This is a genomic window from Flavobacterium sp. WC2416 (genome assembly GCF_041200095.1).
Lineage (GTDB): Bacteria > Bacteroidota > Bacteroidia > Flavobacteriales > Flavobacteriaceae > Flavobacterium.
Map to the genome: position 1 here is coordinate 3086863 of NZ_CP165626.1, position 14427 is coordinate 3101289.

Annotated in this window: 10 protein-coding genes and 1 CRISPR repeat array; of the genes, 6 read left to right on the forward strand and 4 right to left on the reverse strand. The window is 32.0% G+C overall.

What is annotated here, in order from left to right:
* The first annotated feature begins 29 nt into the window (after nt 1–29).
* The 6 genes from AB3G39_RS12990 to cas2 all read left to right on the forward strand — a co-directional run bounded on the left by AB3G39_RS12990 (nt 30) and on the right by cas2 (nt 6634).
* On the forward strand, nt 30–1661 hold the full coding sequence (locus tag AB3G39_RS12990; RefSeq protein ID WP_369765418.1) for an OstA-like protein: 1632 nt from the start codon (nt 30–32) through the stop codon (nt 1659–1661).
* Nucleotides 1662–1736: 75 nt separating this feature from the next.
* Nucleotides 1737–2933, forward strand: coding sequence for an aspartate aminotransferase family protein (locus AB3G39_RS12995; protein ID WP_369765419.1), 1197 nt, complete (start codon nt 1737–1739; stop codon nt 2931–2933).
* Between the two features lie 129 nt (nt 2934–3062).
* On the forward strand, nt 3063–4466 hold the full coding sequence (locus tag AB3G39_RS13000) for a tetratricopeptide repeat protein (protein ID WP_367768619.1): 1404 nt from the start codon (nt 3063–3065) through the stop codon (nt 4464–4466).
* Nucleotides 4459–5211, forward strand: coding sequence for a shikimate dehydrogenase (locus AB3G39_RS13005; RefSeq protein ID WP_369765420.1), 753 nt, complete (start codon nt 4459–4461; stop codon nt 5209–5211). The genes AB3G39_RS13000 and AB3G39_RS13005 overlap by 8 nt, the downstream gene beginning before the upstream one ends.
* Before the next feature lie 203 nt (nt 5212–5414).
* The gene (gene cas1 / locus AB3G39_RS13010) at nt 5415–6329 is read left to right on the forward strand and encodes a type II CRISPR-associated endonuclease Cas1 (protein WP_369765421.1); all 915 of its coding nucleotides are present in this window, start codon (nt 5415–5417) and stop codon (nt 6327–6329) included.
* Nucleotides 6305–6634, forward strand: a complete 330-nt coding sequence (gene cas2 / locus AB3G39_RS13015) for a CRISPR-associated endonuclease Cas2 (protein ID WP_369765422.1) — start codon at nt 6305–6307, stop codon at nt 6632–6634. The genes cas1 and cas2 overlap by 25 nt, the downstream gene beginning before the upstream one ends.
* Here cas2 and AB3G39_RS13020 read toward each other — a convergent pair.
* The 4 genes from AB3G39_RS13020 to cas9 form a co-directional block, all read right to left on the reverse strand.
* Complete coding sequence (locus AB3G39_RS13020; protein WP_369769428.1) at nt 6631–7170, reverse strand: transposase; 540 nt, start codon at nt 7168–7170, stop codon at nt 6631–6633. The genes cas2 and AB3G39_RS13020 overlap by 4 nt on opposite strands.
* Nucleotides 7171–7567: 397 nt before the next feature.
* Nucleotides 7568–10169: a CRISPR direct-repeat array (repeat unit 36 nt; unit sequence AATATCGTGTTTTCTAATCTTTAATCAAACCACAAC).
* Between the two features lie 93 nt (nt 10170–10262).
* On the reverse strand, nt 10263–10538 hold the full coding sequence (locus AB3G39_RS13025) for a type II toxin-antitoxin system RelE/ParE family toxin (protein ID WP_369765424.1): 276 nt from the start codon (nt 10536–10538) through the stop codon (nt 10263–10265).
* Entirely contained in the window at nt 10531–10770 is a 240-nt protein-coding gene (locus AB3G39_RS13030) for a type II toxin-antitoxin system ParD family antitoxin (protein ID WP_369765425.1), read from the reverse strand. The genes AB3G39_RS13025 and AB3G39_RS13030 overlap by 8 nt, the downstream gene beginning before the upstream one ends.
* A 49-nt stretch (nt 10771–10819) precedes the next feature.
* Nucleotides 10820–14278, reverse strand: coding sequence for a type II CRISPR RNA-guided endonuclease Cas9 (gene cas9 / locus AB3G39_RS13035; protein WP_369765426.1), 3459 nt, complete (start codon nt 14276–14278; stop codon nt 10820–10822).
* Nucleotides 14279–14427 lie beyond the last annotated feature (149 nt).

Consider the following 14427-nt stretch of genomic DNA (forward strand, 5'->3'; position numbering starts at 1 on the left):
TTTCATAAATTTGTCAAAAAATAAATCCATTGAAGAAATCACAATTTTTCCTTCGTTATTGTTTGTTATTGATTTGTACTAATTTCATTTTGGCGCAAGCCCCTAAAAAAATTGTTGTAGAGCATTCTGATTATTTCGATGTCAATCAAGTTGAAATTCCTGATGCCGTTCTACTTACAGGAAATGTTCGAGTAAACCATGACGGAGCTGTTTTGACTTGCAATAAAGCTTATTTTTTTCAAAAAGAGAACTATTTAAAAGCCTTTGGAAATGTACAATTGGTTCAGGGAGATACTTTATTTTTAAACAGTAAATATGCTGAATACAATGGAAATTTAAAAAAGGCATACGCAACAGGAAATGCTATTATGAGTTCTCCAGATGCAACATTGGCTACTGACACGATTAATTTTGATAGAAACACGCAAGAAGCCTACTATAATTCACTGGGAACTATTGTTAATAAAGACAATACTTTAAAAAGTAAATCAGGAAAATACTACGTTGCCGAAAAGAAATTTCAGTTCCTAACCGCGGTAACTATTACAAATCCCACTTATGTTATCAAAACAAATCATTTGGATTATTATACTAATTCAGGTCATTCGTACCTTTTAGGTCCTTCAACAATTACCAGTAAAGCCAATTATATTTATACCGAAAAAGGATTTTATGACACTAAAAAAAATCTGGCTCATTTTCTCAATAAATCGTACATCAGGTACGATGATCGGGTTATAAAAGGAGATAGTTTGTATTATGATCGAAATAGAGAATTTGCATCGGCCACACGAAATGTGAAAATAACGGATTCCATTAACCGTGGGATTGTGAAAGGAAATTATGCTGAAATTTACAAAAAACAAGACTCTATGTTTGTAACTAAAAGAGCTGTTGCAGTGAATTTTGTCGAAAACGACTCGGTTTACATTCATGGAAAAAAATTAATGGTAACAGGAAAAGAAGGAAACCGCATCATAAGAGCTTTTAATAATGTTCGTTTTTTCAAAACGGATATGAGTGGTAAATGTGATTCCATTCATTCCAGTTCCAAAACTGCATTAACAAAACTAATGGGAAATCCAATACTCTGGAATGGTGAAAATCAAATTACAGGAGATGTAATGCACCTAATTGGCAACAACAATACTAAAGAACTCGACTCGCTCAAAGTGCTTAATAATACCTTCCTCGTCTCGAAAGATACGCTAGGAACGGGCTATAATCAAGTTAAGGGACAAAATCTATTTGGGAAATTTGAAGAAGGAAAACTACATGATGTGGACATTATAAAAAATACAGAGGTGATTTATTACATGCGAAATGACGACAAAGAACTCATTGGAATCAATAAAAACGTAAGTAGTAAGATCAATATCATTTTTGATGAAAAAACCATTGAGACCATCACTTTTTTCCAGCAAGTGGATGGTGATATTTATCCAGAAAAAGATTTACCAGAAAATGCTCGGAAACTTCGAGGTTTAGTATGGCGTGGTGAGGAACGAATAAAGTCTAAAGACGATATTTTTCCTCCAGATGAAAATGAGGATAATGATAAAATAAGTAATGCAACCAAAGCAGAAGAAGCAAAGAAAGACGTCCCTATGAAAATCCGAAAGGAAACATTGAACTATGACAAGAAGAAAGGAAAGAAATAAGTGGTCCGTATCAGTTATTTTATTCTACTTTTCCTTAATTAATGGATGCCCAATTAAAAAATAAAACAAAATTCCGTGAATACTGATTTCATAAAATACCAAGCTCAAACCTCTCCATACCCACTAGGAATGGAAGTTTCACATGCTATTGGCTCTTACATTTTCGATACAAATAATAAAAAATATTTAGACTTTGTCGCTGGAGTTTCTGCTTGTACGTTAGGACACCAACCACCAAGAGTCAATCAAGCCATTAAAGACCAGTTAGACAAATATTCACACGTAATGGTATATGGAGAATATTCACAAAGTCCGGCTGTGGAATATTGCAAACTATTAGCCTCACTCCTTCCCGCTCCATTAGACAAAACCTATTTAGTAAATTCAGGTACAGAAGCAATAGAAGGCGCCTTGAAATTAGCTAGACGAACTACAGGAAGAAGTCAGTTGATTTCTTGTCATAATGCGTATCATGGAAATACGATGGGATCTATGAGTGTTATGGGCTTTGAAGAGCGCAAACAAGTTTTTCGTCCTTTGATTCCTGATGTTGATTTTATCACTTTCAACAATGAGGCCGATTTACAAAAAATAACCACCAAAACTGCTGGTGTACTACTAGAAACAATTCAGGGAGGTGCAGGATTTATCCAACCAGAAAACGGTTTTTTGAAAAAGGTAAAAGCCAGATGTGTTGAAGTTGGAGCCTTATTAATTTTGGATGAAATCCAACCTGGTTTTGGCCGAACAGGTACTCTTTTTGGTTTTGAAAATTATGATGTAGTTCCAGATATCTTAGTTATGGGAAAAGGAATGGGAGGCGGAATGCCAGTAGGTGCTTTTACGGCATCGGCAGCAATGATGGATTTATTAAGTGATAACCCAAAGCTAGGGCATATTACTACTTTTGGCGGTCATCCTGTCATAGCGGCAGCCTGTTTGGCCACTTTGCAGGAAATTACTGAAACTGATCTAATGTCCAGTGCTTTAGAAAAAGAAAACTTATTTAAATCGCTTTTGGTACACCCTTTGATAAAAGAAATCCGAGGAAAAGGGTTAATGCTTGCCGCAATGACACGTAGTGCAGCAATAACGAATGAAGTGATTTTAAAATGCCAAGACAGAGGATTAATATTATTCTGGTTACTATTTGAAGGATGTGCGATTAGAATTACGCCACCGTTAACTATTTCTGAAGAGGAAATTCGTGAAGGTTGTGCCATAATGCTAGAAGTACTAAATGAAATTCAGGTTGAAATGGACCCTAAATAAGCTTAAAATACAACTCTAATTTAATAATATCTTATTGTTAATTAAATTGTTCACAACAATTCAGGTTTTTCTTCACAACAATAATATGGATGCCTAACTTTAATTAGGCCAAATTCAAAAAAATAAAGTATGCAATTAAGCAACGAAGAAGAAGACTATAACTTATCACTATCCAAATTTGAGTCTATGTTGAAAACCAACAAAGTACTCTTTTTTGACTCCGAAGAGTTTGAAGAAATTATCCTTCATTATCTTGATATGGGTAAGGCCGCTTTGGCAAAAAAAGCACTCAAACTTGCATTAGACCAACACCCTAAATCGACAGGATTGAAGTTGGTTCAAGTAGAGATGCTGGTGTATGACGACAAACTAGATATAGCCGAGAAATTACTCAATGAGCTATATGCTATTGAACCTAATAATGAAGAAATTTACATTCAAAAAGCTAACATTTGTTCCAAAAGGGATCAACATGAAAAAGCGGTTGAATTATTAAAAATTGCTTTACAATTTACCGATGATTATGCTGATGTCTATAATTTAATCGGAATGGAATATCTATTTATGGATAATCTAGAACTAGCCAAAGAAAGCTTCATCAAATGCCTCGAAGAAGATCTTGAGGATCAATCGGCATTGTATAATGTAGTGTATTGTTTTGAATTTCTAGACCAAAATTTGGAAGCTATTGCTTATTTAAACAAATACATTGACAAAAATCCATACAGTGAAATTGCTTGGCATCAAATGGGGCGTTTATATTATGGAATAAAAGAGTATGAAAATGCTATTCGTGCTTTTGATTATGCCACCCTAATCGATGATGAATTCTTAGGTGCTTTTATGGAAAAAGCAAAAGCCTTTGAACGATTGAATCGATACGAAGAAGCAATAGAAAGTTACAGTAGAACCATTGAATTAGATGACGCTACCTCCTATGCTTTACTTCGAATAGGAAAATGTCATGAAAAATTAGGTAACACCATTCTTGCACTTAAATTTTATAATGAAACCGTACATGAAGACCCGCTATTAGACAAAGGATGGATTGCCATTACTGATTTTTATGTTCGTCAAAAAAACTTTCAAAAAGCGTTGTTTTATGTAAACAAAGCATTAGCAATTGACAACCAAAACCGTTTGTACTGGAAACGATATGCTACGATAAACAAACAGATGAACTTCTTTGAAGAAGCAGAATTTGGATATCGAAAAGCAGTAGAATTTGGAGATACGGAATTAGACACTTGGCTGTTCTGGGTTGATATTTTACAATTTTTAGGTGAATTTGAAAGTGCTATTCAAACATTATTACAAGCATCAGAGTTCTACCCTGAAGAAAACGAAGTAGAATACCGCCTAGCTGGTTTGTATTTTATGATTCAAGATACAACAAAAGCAAAATTCCATTTAAGTAATGGCTTGCGTTTAAAATTTGATAATTACATCTTAATTGAAGATCTATTTCCTGTAGTTTGGACCAAAAAGACAGTTCGAAATTACATTGACAAACATAAAAAGAATAATGACTAATATTGAAAAAAAACGTTTTGGCTTACTAGGTAAAAATATTAGTTATTCTTTTTCGAAAGGATATTTTACAGAAAAATTTGAGACAGAGCACTTTGTAGGCTACACTTATGAAAATTTTGATATTCCTGAAATAGAAGGTTTTACTACCATCATAAAAGAAAATCATCAGGAAATAAATGGGATGAATGTTACCATTCCTTACAAGGAAGTTGTGATGCCTTATTTGGATAAATTATCCAAAAAAGCAGCATTGATAGGTGCTGTAAACACCATTAAATTTACCAAAAAAGGAAAATTAAAAGGGTACAATACGGATTATTATGGATTCAAAAAATCCTTAAAACCTTTATTGCAACCCCATCATAAAAAAGCTTTAATACTAGGTACAGGAGGCGCTTCAAAAGGCGTGGCTTATGCTCTTGATGAATTGGGAATTAGATATGATTTTGTATCTAGAACCTCAAATGAAAATGCAATTGGCTATGATCAAATTGATTCCAAAACATTTGATGAGTATCAAATTATAATTAACTCCAGTCCGGTAGGAACTAGCCCTAATATTGAGGCAGCGCCATTACTACCATACGAGTTCTTTAGTGCCCAACATATCGCCTTTGATTTAATTTATAATCCTGCCGAAACTACTTTCCTTAAAAAAGCTAAAGCACAAGGAGCACAAATTAAAAACGGATTAGATATGCTCGTTTTTCAGGCAGAGAAAGCTTGGAAGATTTGGAATAAATAGAGCTAAATTCAATAAAAAATAGAATCGTCTTGATATAAAATTTGTCTACTCGCGTGGGCAATCCAATTTTATATCAAGACGTTTTTTTATTACCAAAGTAATATCACTTAATACCTCAATGAGGATTCCCGTAAAGATTCTAGTTAGATTATCCCTTAATTTACTTAATAATCAGATTGTTAAGCAAATTAAAGGTCAAAATTATGATAAAAAGAACTATTCTAGTTGAAAACAAATCTTCTATAACTACAAAAAATCTTCAATTAGTACTCAAAACAGAAACCCGAGAAACAACTATTCCAATTGAAGATATTGGCTTTTTACTGCTTGACAATCCCGAAATTTACTTGAGTATTCCTGCAATGAATTTAATTATTGAGAATAATACAGCTATAATAATTTGCGGAAAAAACCATCTTCCCAATGGTATGTTTTTAAACCTCAACAGCCATCATATACAACAAGAAATTTTTAAAAACCAAATTGAAGCTTCCGTACCCCTAAAAAAGAAATTGTGGCAGCAAACAATTATTGAAAAAATTAAAAATCAAGGTGAATTATTAGAAAAACTCACGAACGATAAAAATACGTTTGATTTTTTGGCGAGTAAAGTACTAAGCGGAGATACTTCTAACATGGAAGGAGTTGCTGCACAATTTTATTGGAAACATTTCCCACAACCAAACCTTGAAAAAGAGGGTTTAAAAAGAGAGCGCTATGGAGATTATCCAAATAATTTCCTGAACTATGGCTATGCCATTTTAAGAGCTGCAACAGCAAGGTCATTATCTGGAAGCGGATTATTGAACACGTTAGGGATTCATCATAAAAGCAAATACAATGCATTTGCACTTGCAGATGATATTATGGAACCTTTCCGACCACTTGTAGATGAAGCTGTTTATAAAATAATGAATACCCATCACGAACAAGAACTAAATACAGCTATTAAAGCGGAACTACTACAAATACTCACCAGAACGGTTTATTTTAAAGACGAGAAAAGTCCTCTAATGGTGGCTTTACAAAAAACGGCTAGTTCTTTACAGCAATGTTTTACAGGTCACCGAAAAAAAATTAAATATCCAAAATTATGGAACTCAATGGATATAGAATAATGTGGTTGTTTGTGTTTTTTGATTTACCCACAGAAACCAAAAAAGACCGAAGGAATGCGTCACAATTTCGTGGAAACCTACTGAAAGATGGCTTTAGTATGATGCAATTTTCTGTTTACATACGGCATTGTGCAAGTAGTGAAAGTGCCGATGTACACGAGAAAAGAATTAACAAACTTGTTCCTCCTTTAGGAAAAGTAAGTGTTTTACGAATAACCGATAAACAATTTGGTATGATAATCAATTATTTAGGCAAAGCCAAGCAAGAGAATATTGATACTCCAACACAATTAGAGTTGTTTTAATGTACCTCATAAAAAGTATCTTGATGCCATTTTTGAGGATTTAAATCTATGTAGTTATTAATATTATCATAAGAATTCTCATTCTTTATTATATGGTCATGGAAAGAACGCTGCCAAGAAAACTTTTCTAATCCTTCAATATGAATAAATTTAGATGACTTAGTTTTTAAAGCACCTATCAAACTTGACAAGGATTTTATTTTCACGGCAGAATCTACAACTTTCAAACTATCAATTTCAATAATAATATGTACGTGATTGGGCATAACTACATAATTATGTATTTCTACATATTTGTATTGTTCTTGTAACCAAATTATTTTTTCTTCTACAATTTTACCATATTTATTTAAATCCATTTCAACTTCAATCGAATCATTAATCTCATTTTCGGCGCGATGATGTACGGACAGGTCGCGACCTGTCCCTACGTATCCAAAACAACATTCTCGATTTTGAACACATATCGTCACAAAATATATATTATTACTGGAATAATCGAATCCTTTCATTCGATTTCTTTTTCTATTTTTCATCAAAATATTATAATATAAAAACCCGTTTAGTTTATTATTTAAAAATAACAAAAAAAAGTTGTTTTGTCATTGCGACAGAGGAGACTCGAGAGCGAAGCTCGAACAGGCGAAGCAAATCACATGATATATTTAAAAAACGCGATTTTTAGTTACTCGAAATGACAAAATCAATACATTCTAACTATACAATTTGTAATTTTAATACTTAAATTTAAGTACACCCAACGGATTAATATAAAACACTAATTCTGTCACCATCCAGACAGGTCGTGCCCTGTCATTTTCTATTACAAACAAAAAAATGCTCCAATCTAGTCTATCACGTGCTAAAAAGGAGCATTTTATTTTACGACATATCTCTTTATTCTATTGATTATTAGAAGGTAACAAGCCAACTAATATCGTGTTTTCTAATCTTTAATCAAACCACAACTACTGGCATAAAATATCTATTACCATCTTTAATATCGTGTTTTCTAATCTTTAATCAAACCACAACTGTATCATAGCCAGCGCCTTGATTAGCTAAAATATCGTGTTTTCTAATCTTTAATCAAACCACAACTCTATTGATCTCTAGAGTATTTGGATTTTAATATCGTGTTTTCTAATCTTTAATCAAACCACAACAGTTCTTTTAACGATGCTTTAGAAGAACAAAATATCGTGTTTTCTAATCTTTAATCAAACCACAACAGATGTGTTAAAGGAGTTCCACCTATTGAAAATATCGTGTTTTCTAATCTTTAATCAAACCACAACCGACCTCGACCCCATCCGACTACTTCGCCCAATATCGTGTTTTCTAATCTTTAATCAAACCACAACTAGTCAAACCGGTAATACCAATTTGATCCTAATATCGTGTTTTCTAATCTTTAATCAAACCACAACGCTGTGTCCATCCTTTTTGCACACGGGCAGAATATCGTGTTTTCTAATCTTTAATCAAACCACAACATACTGATATTACAGAATTTACAGGAACTAAATATCGTGTTTTCTAATCTTTAATCAAACCACAACATCAAGGAAGGAATGAAAAGCTTGTTTATAATATCGTGTTTTCTAATCTTTAATCAAACCACAACGAGCGTATCACTGTTTCATCAGCAATTGCGAATATCGTGTTTTCTAATCTTTAATCAAACCACAACCAAGTTCTATTCTCGATGTCTTTGATACCAATATCGTGTTTTCTAATCTTTAATCAAACCACAACGATCCAATGGAAGAGATTTTGAAATTGAGTAATATCGTGTTTTCTAATCTTTAATCAAACCACAACGCGTAATTCTTAACACATCTTCCATTGGATAATATCGTGTTTTCTAATCTTTAATCAAACCACAACTCTGGAGTTGATGTAAAACTATCGTTAGTCAATATCGTGTTTTCTAATCTTTAATCAAACCACAACCAACCCAAAACCTCACGCAACACGTGTTTGAATATCGTGTTTTCTAATCTTTAATCAAACCACAACAGCGCCCGACGTAATCGAAGTATGCAGTGGAATATCGTGTTTTCTAATCTTTAATCAAACCACAACTGTATCGTAGCTCGGGCCTTGTGTGGCTAAAATATCGTGTTTTCTAATCTTTAATCAAACCACAACGTTAGCCGTCCCTATAATTCTTGCAACTGAATATCGTGTTTTCTAATCTTTAATCAAACCACAACTGTATAGGGCTTGTTTTAATATATGAAACTAATATCGTGTTTTCTAATCTTTAATCAAACCACAACGTGTATGCTACTGCCATTTGTTATTTTTGTAATATCGTGTTTTCTAATCTTTAATCAAACCACAACTGTATAGGGCTTGTTTTAATATATGAAACTAATATCGTGTTTTCTAATCTTTAATCAAACCACAACAGTAGCAAAAGGATTAATCACTGTTTAATTAATATCGTGTTTTCTAATCTTTAATCAAACCACAACTGAGTTAAGAATATTTCAAAAATAAAATTAAATATCGTGTTTTCTAATCTTTAATCAAACCACAACCTGTTGTCAACGCTTGTCCTTTCGCATCTTAATATCGTGTTTTCTAATCTTTAATCAAACCACAACTAATCTCTTGGACTTGTATAATTCGCTTGAATATCGTGTTTTCTAATCTTTAATCAAACCACAACTAGCTTTTTGCACTCTAATTCATATTTAACAATATCGTGTTTTCTAATCTTTAATCAAACCACAACTCGCTGCGGTTCATACCAAAATTCTAAAGGAATATCGTGTTTTCTAATCTTTAATCAAACCACAACGTGTCAATTATGCGTGAAATTCCAATAGTTAATATCGTGTTTTCTAATCTTTAATCAAACCACAACTATTTAAACGCTGTTCTAATTTCATTAGGAATATCGTGTTTTCTAATCTTTAATCAAACCACAACGGCTCTAGTTCTTGCAAATCAGTAAGGCATAATATCGTGTTTTCTAATCTTTAATCAAACCACAACTTGCACTGCAGGACAATACCAGAAACAATAAATATCGTGTTTTCTAATCTTTAATCAAACCACAACGAACTTACTTTTATTGATTTTACCGCTTTAATATCGTGTTTTCTAATCTTTAATCAAACCACAACAGTTTGTTCTTGATGTCAACACATCATCAAAATATCGTGTTTTCTAATCTTTAATCAAACCACAACTATTTCTTCAGGTATATAGTCTAAAGGTTTTAATATCGTGTTTTCTAATCTTTAATCAAACCACAACAAGTCCTACCTTAGTCTTATCATAAATAAAATATCGTGTTTTCTAATCTTTAATCAAACCACAACGTAGCATAACTATTTAAGCACTTCATAACAAATATCGTGTTTTCTAATCTTTAATCAAACCACAACTCATCATTAGTAACTACATGTTTAGTTTGAATATCGTGTTTTCTAATCTTTAATCAAACCACAACTGTGCATAATACTTTCCTTGTTCAGTATCAAATATCGTGTTTTCTAATCTTTAATCAAACCACAACTGAAAGCTACTGCATCCCTACTGGGCGGATGCTATATCTTTCAGTTGTGGTTTGAGATGTTTAAGAGGTCGAAAAACTTATGTCAAAGAACTTTTAGTAGTCTTGCCTTCCAATGATTGTGATGATTTCAATTTCATCACCTTTGATATTGAAATAAATGGTATCAACTCCACAAACACAAAAACGATCTACATCCCTGTACTTTGTAACAACTGGAAACATAAACGGATTTGATGCTATTTTAGAAAAACACTCAAACAACATATCGTAATATTTATTGGCTTGTTGCAAACCAAATCTCCCTAAACCGTACTCAAAAATCCTTATAATATCTTCTTCTGCTTCATAAGATAAATGATACTCATACATTTAGCCTACTTTTAATTTCCGCCAAAAGTTCTTCTTTAGTTTTAGTGCTAAAACCACTTTTCAAACCTCTATCGATTTTCATTTGAACAAAGTTGTGATATTCTTCACGCTCCCGTGCTTGCTTTATAAAATAATTAACAGCTTCACTTTTACTAGTAAATTCTTCTTCTGCAACTTGTTTTTTTAACCATTCATCATTTTGATTGGCTAAAGTGATACTTTGTCGTGTCATAACAATAATTTTAGTTGGTGTAAATTTACACCAAACTTTCGAAATAAAATTAGATTTTTGAAATTTTTCCTGATACTGAAACTTTTACTTTGATTGGATTAAAAGTAAACCATCCTGTTTTTCCCTCTCCAAACCCCCTTATTTGTTTGTAATCATCATCAGTTACCGTTGAAGATTTATGCTTTCTAAAAAAATAATCTCCAGATGTCAATTTTTGAACTCTGTACAAATTATCTATTAAATTCTCATAATCAGGATTCTCCCAATTAATTTCATCTTCATTTAGACCTAATAAAAACATATCGTTAATATGCAAAGCCGTAACTATTTCTTTTCCTTCAGCAGGCAATTGATAAGTTGGAAATCCTTTGCTTTTTCTTTCAACAACAGTCCAAAAAGTCACAACTTCTTCCTTTAAATTTCCTTTTTCGTCTTTATAAATAAGTACGTGATGATTACTTTGCGGATCTACAAACTGTTTAATATTTTCATTCAACCTTTCAGCTTTACCTAAAACTTTTTTAATTCTAACTTTCTTAATTGGAACAGGTTTTCTTTCTATGTTTTCAGGTTCATTTTTATTTAATCGCTTATATCTTTTTCCTTCATTTGGCATAAAAAAAGAATTTCCTTTTAATATTCCATCAACTTTTTCTTTTATCCTTTTTTGCAAATTCTTATCTAAATTTTTCTCTTTTGAATTCATTCTTTTGAAAAACTCAACTTCATCAATTTCTAATTTTTTAAAAATTTCATTAACTATTACTTCCTTCAAATTAAAGTCAACAATATTAGTCAGTTGAGAAAAACTTAAATTATTAATATCAACTCTATAAACATATTCATCAGGGTTACAGTTTTTATTTTGACCATAATATGTTTTATCGTGCAATTGTCCTCGTGCAGAAACCCCTTTGTTGATATGCATTTTTCCATTTTTCTCAACTTTAGTATATCGAATAGTAATATCATTAGAAATACGTTTATGCGAAATCAATATTTTATCTACTGCTTTTTCAGCATCAAATCGGAAGGTTTCCCAAGGCATTGGAAAATCTTTTAAATCATAATTTCTATTGTAACGATTCCATTTTGATAATTCTTGTAAGTAACTTGTTTTTCCACAAGCCATAACCAAAGCATCGATAGCATGATGACGATGATCGTCACGAGTTTTTGCATTTTCATCATTCAGAACCGTGTTCAAACCCCATTTTTGGCGTAAGTTGGCTGTCATTTGACCTGGCGAAACATTTACTTTTTTACAAACTTGAGTTAAATAAGTCGCTGCTTCTTTACTTATAAATCGCGTATCGTTTAATTGTCTTGAAGAAAAATCGTCATCAAATTTAACCTGAACAAATCGTTTAAATTTCTGGTAAGCATTCGGATATTCCTTAGTGTCAGAAAATAATTTTAACGCTCGTTCTTTTCTAGAAATCCAATCTAACTCATCGTTTCCATAAAATTCAAAAGGTGTTTTGTCTCCTTTTCGTCTGTTCTCATCTGCATAACACAATGTTTTGTTATTAAAACTATCGTTTAATGAACGACTCCAAGGATGAATATGCTCTATTTGAACTTCACCTGTAAAAAGTTTGTTGATTGGAATTGTTACCCCTGTATAAGGACAAGTTTGTTTACACTCTTCCCATAATTTGAATTTTAATATGTTATCGTGAGAAACTCTAGTATATTTTTCTACTTCACTTTTTACTCTATCATTTTCTCGCTCCAATCTTTTTTGGTCTCTTCTAATTTTATTTCGTTGTGATTTAGATATTTTCAAATCACGAGCCATTTCTACTTTTATCTCATCAAGTTGCCCGTGTTCTTCAATTAATTCATTGACTAATTTTCGCAATTCAAATAAAGCAGTAATGACAATAGGATTCCGAATCGCTTGAATTTCCTTGTCTGCAGCTGCACCAGCTGGTAATTTATCTAATAATACTTCAACATCAATGGTTGCGGAATGATGGTAGAGTTTCTTTAATTGTTTATCATCCAATTGGAAATCTTTACGAAGTAAATCCTTAATCGTATCGATAAAACCTCCTGATATTTTCGACCTCACAATTCCTTCAATATTATCAACTAAGTCTAATTGTTTTTGATTGTTTTCTGTAGTATCATTTTGCCATTTATCACCAAATGTATTTTTTATTCCCCCCATAACTACGGCAACATCATAGGTATATCCTTGGTGGAGAAAAGATAAAATATTCCCAATTGCTTTTCGACTCAAACTAGCATAACCGTCTTTTACATTAAATTTAGAAATAGCAATAGCTTGTTCATCTGAGAAATTCCAATTCTGAATAGCATATCCTTTTAAATTTGATTTACTATCAAAAAAATACAAAACGTGCCAAATATCTTCTTGCTCTTTCTCTGAAAAATCAAACCATTTTTTACCAAAGAATTTTTTATTTGATAAATTAGAAATAGTGTGAGTTCCAACTATTCTATCATCGTCTTTATAATTAAACTTAAATTCAGCACTTTCTTTGCCAATAGCTTTTCGTAGTTTTTTAAATTCAATTTTATCAGATAAAAGTAATTGCTCAATTAGTTTGTCTTTTTCGTCTTGAGAGATTTTTTTTCCATTGTATTCAACCGTATTAACCCATTGATAAATTCTGAACATTTCAACAGGAATAGCACTAATTGGGCATTTGGTTTTTGAAGGTTCAAAAGAACAATTACCAACTAAATGCTTTTGAGAACGTAAAGGTCTTTGATGAAATAAAATTCCATCAGCTGTGTAATTGTCTTGCTTTCTTCCTCCCAAAATTGTTTTTAAATCATCATTTAGTACCGAATGAAACTGGGATTGCTTCCCCCAAATCATCTCAAATTCATCAATATACATTTTACGAGTAGTATATCTATTTCTGATTCTTTCTAATCCATCTTGAAAAGGTTGGTTTTCTTTTGGATAAATTTCATATAGATAAGAGCCTAATGTTTTACCTTCAATACTTTCCAAAGTATCATCAATTCCGATTTTTCCTTCTTTAGCATTTCCTTTAAAAATAGCTCCGTCATCGCTTCCGCCTTTTCTACTGTTACTTAAAAAACCTCTTCTTTGAATTAAATGATAAAAAACTCTGCCAATTTCTTCTAAAGATAGTTTTTCATTCAAAGCTCTCTGACGTAATTCATATGGATTTATAGCAACCCAAGAAGCTAATTTTTCGGATGGAAATTGCTTCGTTTTTTTCCAATCGTCAAAATCACTGTTATTCATTGGACACATATTATTTTCCGAAAGTGCTTTCAACAGCACTTTCTTTCTTAATCTTCTTCTAAAAAACTGACGCCTTACTCCTCTTGCCCCTGTCCGGCTTGCATTTTTAGACATTTCATTATCTCCATCACCCAAGTTTTCAACTCCCATTGGAAAAATTCTACTTCCAACACCTATTATTTTATTCAATTTATCATCAATCAAAGCCCATCCAATCGAGTTTGTTCCTAAATCTAATCCTAATATTTTTGCCATATCAATCTTTGTTTTGTAAGAATTTTTAAAGCTACGGTAAAAATAATTAGTCCCTTTACGGTTTTCCTCATTGCTAACTAACTAATTTTTAGTTATGTTTGTAACTGATTAAAATTTCTAATCTTTAATCTTATCACAATAAGGCTATA

Excerpts from the sequence above, each read along its gene's own strand:
- AB3G39_RS13000 (WP_367768619.1), top strand. The coding sequence starts at position 3,063 with ATGCAATTAAGCAACGAAGAAGAAGACTATAACTTATCACTATCCAAA.
- AB3G39_RS13005 (WP_369765420.1), top strand. The coding sequence starts at position 4,459 with ATGACTAATATTGAAAAAAAACGTTTTGGCTTACTAGGTAAAAATATT.
- cas1 (WP_369765421.1), top strand. The coding sequence starts at position 5,415 with ATGATAAAAAGAACTATTCTAGTTGAAAACAAATCTTCTATAACTACA.
- cas2 (WP_369765422.1), top strand. The coding sequence starts at position 6,305 with ATGGAACTCAATGGATATAGAATAATGTGGTTGTTTGTGTTTTTTGAT.
- AB3G39_RS13020 (WP_369769428.1), bottom strand. The coding sequence starts at position 7,170 with ATGAAAAATAGAAAAAGAAATCGAATGAAAGGATTCGATTATTCCAGT.
- AB3G39_RS13025 (WP_369765424.1), bottom strand. The coding sequence starts at position 10,538 with ATGTATGAGTATCATTTATCTTATGAAGCAGAAGAAGATATTATAAGG.
- AB3G39_RS13030 (WP_369765425.1), bottom strand. The coding sequence starts at position 10,770 with ATGACACGACAAAGTATCACTTTAGCCAATCAAAATGATGAATGGTTA.
- cas9 (WP_369765426.1), bottom strand. The coding sequence starts at position 14,278 with ATGGCAAAAATATTAGGATTAGATTTAGGAACAAACTCGATTGGATGG.